Origin of the sequence: Agromyces humi, assembly GCF_009720255.1 — a bacterium.
Classification (GTDB): domain Bacteria; phylum Actinomycetota; class Actinomycetes; order Actinomycetales; family Microbacteriaceae; genus Agromyces; species Agromyces humi.
On sequence record NZ_WJSP02000290.1, the window covers coordinates 1 to 4,842 of the forward strand.

Here is a 4,842-nt window from a genome sequence, read left to right on the forward strand (position 1 = left end):
CGCGTGCGCGCTCGCGGCGCTCCTGGCCGCAGCGCGCACCACGAAGGCCGTCGACCCGTGACGGCGCTCGTGCTCGCCGTGATCGCCCTGGCGGTGATCAACGTGGTCTACAAGGGGGTCGGTCCGGCGGTGCTCGGCGACCGCACCTTCCCGCCGCGCGTCCAGGAGGTCGTCGATGCGCTGCCGGCAGCGCTGCTGGCCGGACTGATCGCGGTGAATCTCCTCGGCGAGCGCTGGTCGTCGGCCGACGCCACGATGGTTCCGGGGCTCGCCGCCGCGGGGATCGCGTGGTGGCTGCGAATGCCGCAGCTCGGCTGCGTCGCGGTCGCGGTCGCGGTCACGATCCTCGTCCGACTGGTGTGAGCGGCCCGATAGCCTTGATCGGGTGACCGCCGACTCCGCCGAAGACCTCGATCTCGCCCTCGAACTCGCCGATCTCGCCGACGCCGTGTCGCTCGCGCGCTTCCGTGCCGTCGACCTCGACGTGCAGACGAAGCCCGATCGCACGCCGGTCACCGAGGCGGACCTGGCGGTCGAGCGCGCGCTCCGCGACCGGCTCGCCGAGGCGCGGCCGGGTGACGGCATCCTCGGCGAGGAGTTCGGCACCGAGGGTGATTCGACGCGGCAGTGGATCATCGACCCGATCGACGGCACGGCGAACTTCCTCCGCGGCGTGCCGGTGTGGGGCACCCTCATCGCGCTCGCCATCGACGGCGTGCCCGTGGTCGGGGTGGCGTCCTCCCCTGCCATGGGCCGGCGCTGGTGGGCGGCGCGCGGGCTCGGCGCGTGGACGAGCGCATCGGCCGGTGAACTCGGCGTGAGCGATGGGGCGACGGATGCGGCATCCGCTCGCGTGCCCGGTGCTCGCCGCCTGCGCGTCTCGGGCGTCGAGCAGCTGTCGGATGCCTCGCTCAGCTTCCAGAGCCTCGCGCAATGGCGGGACGCCGGATACCTCGACCGGCTGCTCGCGCTGTCGGAGCAGGTGTGGCGCGACCGCGCCTACGGCGACCTCTGGTCGTACGTGCTCCTCGCGGAGGGGCTCATCGACATCACCGGCGAGTTCGACGTCAAGCCCTACGACCTCGCCGCGCTGGTGCCGATCGTCGAGGAGGCCGGCGGCCGCTTCACCTCGATCGACGGCGAACCGGGCCCATGGCACGGCAGCTCCCTCGCGACGAACGGGCGGTTGCACGAGGCCGTGCTCGCTGCCCTCGCCTCGCCCGCATCGCCCGCCGACGGAGCGAGAGCCTGACGATGGAGATCTGCGTCTTCACCGAGCCCCAGCAGGGCGCGAGCTACGACGATCAGCTCGCGCAGGCGAGCGCGGCCGAGCGACTGGGCTTCGACGGCTGGTTCCGCTCCGACCACTTCCTCCGCATGGGCACCGGCGATCCGCTGCCCGGTCCGACGGATGCCTGGACCACCCTCGCGGGCCTCGCACGCGACACCCGCCGAATCCGGCTGGGCACGCTCGTCTCCTCGGCGACGTTCCGGCACCCGTCGCTGCTCGCGATCCAGGTCGCCCAGGTCGACGCCATGTCTGGCGGCCGCGTCGAGCTCGGGCTCGGCACCGGATGGTTCGCCGAGGAGCACGAGGCGTACGGCATCCCGTTCCCGGCGAGGCGCTTCGGCCTGTTCGAGGAGCAGCTCGAGATCGTCACCGGGCTCTGGTCGACGCCGGTCGGCGAGACCTTCGACTTCGCCGGCGCGCACTACACCCTCGAGCAGGCGCCAGCGCTGCCGAAGCCCGTCCAGTCGCCGGTGCCGGTCATCGTGGGCGGAGCCGGTCCGAAGCGCACGCCGGCGCTCGCGGCCCGGTTCGCCACGGAGTTCAACATCGGCTTCCGCTCCGAGGACGTGATCGCCGAGACGTTCGACGGCGTGCGCCGCGCGTGCGAGCAGATCGGGCGCGACCCCGCGACGCTGCGCACGTCGGTGGCACTGCCCACCGTCGTCGCCGTGAACGACGCCGACTACCTGCGGCGGCTCGCCGCCATCGATGCCGACCCCGACACGTTCGCCGAGGTCAACGTCGCGGGCACCCCAGCGGCCGCCGTCGAGAAGATCCAGCGCCTCCGCGACCTCGGGGCCGACCGGGTGTACCTCCAGCTCGTCGACCTCCGCGACCTCGAGCACCTCGAGCTCGTCGCCGCGGAGGTGCTCCCGCATGTGCGCTGAACGTCGCACGAGCGCGCGCTCTCGGCTCGTGCTCACGACGGTGATCGCGGGCGCGGGGCTGTTGCTGACGGCATGCGTCGGCGCGCCCCTGGTCGAGGTGACCGAACCCGCCACCGATGCCGCGACCGGATCGGTGCCGACGGCATCGGGCTCCGCCCCGGCATCCGACCCCGCTTCGCCGGCGCCGCAGGCTCGACTGCGCTACCTCCCCGCCGTCGGCGAGTGCCTCGATTCGCGCAAGGACCGGGCGGCCGGGCCCGATTCCGTCGTCCCGTGCGACGAGCCGCACGACGATGAGGTGTACGCGACGTTCGAGCTCGCGCCGGGTGGATTCCCCGGGGCGGACGCGGCGCAGCAGCAGGCCGACGACGGATGCCGCGCGCGATTCGCCGACTTCGTGGGCGTCCCAGCCGACGCCTCGATGCTCGGCTGGTACTCGTTCGCGCCCGACGAGCCCGGCTGGGCGATCGGCGACCGTCGAGTGGCGTGCGCGCTGTGGCATCCGACCGACCTCGTCACCGGGTCGTTGCGAGGGATCGCGTACTGACGGTCGGTGCGTGCAGACTGAGGGCGTGAGCGACGGCTCGACCCCGTGGGTGCTGCATGTCGACCTCGACCAGTTCATCGCGGCGGTCGAGGTGCTGCGGCGTCCCGAACTCGCCGGCAAGCCGATCATCGTGGGCGGTCGCGGCGACCCGACCGAGCGCGCGGTGGTCTCGACGGCGTCGTACGAGGCACGCGAGTTCGGGGTCGGCTCGGGGATGCCGCTTCGCATCGCCGCGCGGAAGGCGCCCGACGCCATCATCCTGCCCGTCGACGCAGACGCGTACACGGCGGCATCCGCGGAGGTCATGGCGACCCTTCGGGAGCAACCGGGCGCGACCGTACAGGTGCTCGGCTGGGACGAGGCGTTCATCGGCGTGCGCACCGACGACCCCGAGGCCTACGCCCGGGCGGTGCAGCGCGCCGTGCTCGACCGCACCGACCTGCACTGCAGCGTGGGGATCGGCGACACCCTCGTACGGGCGAAGGTCGCGACGGGATTCGGCAAGCCGAGGGGCGTGTTCCGGCTCACGGCAGCGAATTGGCTCGACGTCATGGGCCACCGCCCGACCCGGGACCTGTGGGGTGTCGGCTCGAAGGTGTCGCAGCGCCTGGCCGCGCACGGCATCACGACGGTCGCCGAGCTGGCCGCCGCCGGGCCCGACGTGCTCGTGCCGGAGTTCGGACCGAGGATGGGGCCGTGGTACGGCCTGCTGGGACGCGGCGAGGGCGCGCGTGAGGTCGACGACACGCCGTGGGTGGCCCGAGGGCACAGCCGGGAGACGACGTTCCAGGAGGATCTCGTCGCGCCGGGGCAGGTCGACGAGGCGGTGCGCGAGCTGGTGGCCAACGTGCTGAAGGATGTCGCGGCCGAGGGCCGCCCAGTGGTCGGGCTCACGCTGAAGATCCGGTATGCGCCGTTCATCACGAAGACGACCGGCAAGAAGATCCCCGAGACGTCCGACCCCGAGGTGGTGCTCGCCGGCGCGCTCGAGCTCGCGAGTCGCATCGAACCCGGCCGCCCCATCCGGCTCCTCGGGCTCCGAGCCGAGATGGCCATGCCCAGCGACGCCCGCGACGGCCACACGCCGACCCGCAGCGGCTGGTGAGGTGCCGCGCGACCTCCCGCGCCGAGGGCGCCACGAGGCGCGACCCGGCTCAGCCCGGATACGACGAAGGCCGCCCCATGGGGCGGCCTTCGTTCCACGACGTGCGACAACGGCCGATGGTGGAGATGGGGGGAATTGAACCCCCGTCCATCGCTGTGATTCCACGCCTTCTCCGGGCGCATCCTGTGAGAGCGTTCTACTCGGCCCCGACCTTTGCCACAGGCACCTAGGTCGACGAGCCCAGCCCGATAAAGTCCCACACGTCGCTCAGGCGACGACGCGCAGCAAGTCCCCTAGATGACGCCAGCGACCGGGGCGGGAACACACCCGGGCTGACGGACTAACGCACTCGCTTAAGCAGCGAGGGCGAAGTCAGACTGCTTCTTATTGGCAGTTATTGGTTCGCAGAGATCGTTTACGAGATAACCCTGCATCCTCGGCCCGCTTCTCGTGGGTTCGCAGACGATGTCGAAACCGATCATCCCCATGTGACGCCGCCCGGTCGGGACCGGTTCGGCGGGCCGTTGTCGCACGCTGTGGAGTTTCCAATCACCGCACACCCGAAGGTCTGCGGCCTTACAGCTTACAACATACGCGCTGCCTCCGACATTCCGGGTCCTCGTCGCCCGGGTTGGCATCGGTCGGCCGACGTATGCTGAGGTCGGCCGGGCGCTGCCACGGCCGCCGGGCGTCGAGGTCGTCGTTCCGGCACCCGCATCCGAGAGGGGCACCATGCCGACCACGATCGCCGTCACCGGTCACGCCGAGGAGCGCATCGCCCCCGAACTCGCCGCCGTCTCCCTCTCGGTGGGCGGCTCAGGCGCGGCGCGCGACGACGTGGCCGCACGCACCGGCCAGGCGCACGAGCGACTGCTGGCCGAGGTACGGCGGCCGCCGACGCTGACCTTGAGGAAGCTGAGGAGCTGACTGTGCAGGAACCGACCGTCCCCACCCGTTCGAATGAGCACCCGTCGCAGGTGTGGTTCGTCGATGTCGACGGGGCGATCTCGCC

6 protein-coding genes and 1 other RNA gene are annotated in these 4,842 nt (G+C 71.8%); 6 read left to right on the forward strand and 1 reads right to left on the reverse strand.

Going from position 1 to position 4,842, the window contains the following annotated elements; all coding sequences use genetic code 11:
• The 5 genes from GH736_RS17335 to GH736_RS17355 all read left to right on the forward strand — a co-directional run.
• A partial coding sequence (locus GH736_RS17335) for an AzlD domain-containing protein (protein ID WP_203230827.1) occupies positions 1-363 on the forward strand: 363 nt, incomplete at its 5' end.
• A 22-nt stretch (positions 364-385) separates the two neighbouring features.
• Entirely contained in the window at positions 386-1,252 is an 867-nt protein-coding gene (locus GH736_RS17340) for an inositol monophosphatase family protein (RefSeq protein WP_159605561.1), read from the forward strand.
• 2 nt (positions 1,253-1,254) lie between these two features.
• Positions 1,255-2,178: an LLM class F420-dependent oxidoreductase gene (locus GH736_RS17345; protein WP_159605563.1), complete on the forward strand. Its 924-nt coding sequence runs from the start codon at positions 1,255-1,257 to the stop codon at positions 2,176-2,178.
• On the forward strand, positions 2,168-2,725 hold the full coding sequence (locus tag GH736_RS17350; RefSeq protein WP_159605565.1) for a septum formation family protein: 558 nt from the start codon (positions 2,168-2,170) through the stop codon (positions 2,723-2,725). The genes GH736_RS17345 and GH736_RS17350 overlap by 11 nt, the downstream gene beginning before the upstream one ends.
• A 25-nt stretch (positions 2,726-2,750) precedes the next feature.
• Positions 2,751-3,830, forward strand: a complete 1,080-nt coding sequence (locus GH736_RS17355) for a DNA polymerase IV (RefSeq protein ID WP_456236774.1) — start codon at positions 2,751-2,753, stop codon at positions 3,828-3,830.
• A 117-nt stretch (positions 3,831-3,947) separates the two neighbouring features.
• Here GH736_RS17355 and ssrA read toward each other — a convergent pair.
• Positions 3,948-4,316, reverse strand: a transfer-messenger RNA (tmRNA) gene (gene ssrA / locus GH736_RS17360).
• Between the two features lie 246 nt (positions 4,317-4,562).
• Here ssrA and GH736_RS17365 point away from each other — a divergent pair.
• Positions 4,563-4,757: an SIMPL domain-containing protein gene (locus tag GH736_RS17365; protein WP_159605567.1), complete on the forward strand. Its 195-nt coding sequence runs from the start codon at positions 4,563-4,565 to the stop codon at positions 4,755-4,757.
• Positions 4,758-4,842 lie beyond the last annotated feature (85 nt).

What these genes read in the sequence shown, in the direction of transcription:
- GH736_RS17350 (WP_159605565.1), top strand. Translation starts at nt 2,168, where the DNA reads ATGTGCGCTGAACGTCGCACGAGCGCGCGCTCTCGGCTCGTGCTCACG.
- GH736_RS17345 (WP_159605563.1), top strand. Translation starts at nt 1,255, where the DNA reads ATGGAGATCTGCGTCTTCACCGAGCCCCAGCAGGGCGCGAGCTACGAC.
- GH736_RS17365 (WP_159605567.1), top strand. Translation starts at nt 4,563, where the DNA reads ATGCCGACCACGATCGCCGTCACCGGTCACGCCGAGGAGCGCATCGCC.